Consider the following 1,027-nt stretch of genomic DNA (forward strand, 5'->3'; position numbering starts at 1 on the left):
CAGGCTGCTGGGCCATGAGTTTGTTCGCGGTGACCGACTTCTTTCGGATTGTGGCTCTGCTGGAAAAACAGGCCGGGCTGCAACCGGGCTACCGGGTTCGCCTGCTGGCAAACGCACCAGGCAAACGGCTGCACGCAGCAGGTAGTCATGCCATTCATACGGATGCCTGTCTGGAAAAAGCAGCTCCATCGGACTGGCTGGTTTTTCCAGCCATAGAAGGTCCCGCACTGGGGAAAACTCTCGCACCCTCGCAAGAGGCATCGGCCTACCTTGCCCGGCACTGTGAGACACAACGTGCCGTACTTTCCCTATCCACCGGCATTGTCCCACTGGCAGCCACGGGACTCGTCAACGGCTTGCGTATCAACACCCACTGGGCGTTTCTCCCCACGCTTCAGCAGCGCTACACGGAATGCCACTTTCGGGCCAGAGAGAGCTACCTTCAGGATCGTTGGCTATACAGCACCAGTTCGTTGCATGGCAGTTTCGATGCCCTGTTGGCACTGCTGGCCAATGACCGTGGAGACCACTTTGCCCAGCTCTGCGCCGCGCACCTCCTGGTCTCAAGCCCAATCCAGATGCGCCCGGTTCTGCCCGGCACCCGACGCCACGATGATGCGGCCATCCTTGCCGTGCAGGAGTGGCTTGAAAGCAACCCGCAGGCGTCGTTGTCACTGGAGCAGCTCGCCTCCCGGTTCGGGTTCAGCGAGCGGAACCTGAAGCGACGCTTTACCCTTGCTACCGGACTTGCGCCTCACCTGTACCTTCAGAAAGTCAGAATAGATCGTGCCAAGAAGCTGTTGATCAGTGGGGCACTGTCTGTGCAGCAGATTGCCCACCAGGTGGGATACGAGAATGTCAGCTATTTTATTCGGTTGTTTCAGCGCGAAGCGGGCGACACTCCTGCCCAGTGGCGCAAGACTAACGGCGCATACTGAGCTGGCGGTAAAGATTATCCATTACCCGGGCTGCAAGGCGTTTGGCCCGGTCGGTGTTGGGCCCGGCAAAACGTCCGTCAAGATTGGCC

The 1,027-nt window shown here is 59.3% G+C and carries 1 protein-coding gene; it reads left to right on the forward strand.

Going from position 1 to position 1,027, the window contains the following annotated elements; translation table 11 throughout:
- A partial coding sequence (locus tag A3730_RS04600; protein WP_197477294.1) for a GlxA family transcriptional regulator occupies positions 1 to 938 on the forward strand: 938 nt, incomplete at its 5' end.
- Between the last annotated feature and the right edge of the window lie 89 nt (positions 939 to 1,027).

Source organism: Alcanivorax sp. HI0044 (assembly GCF_001634945.1).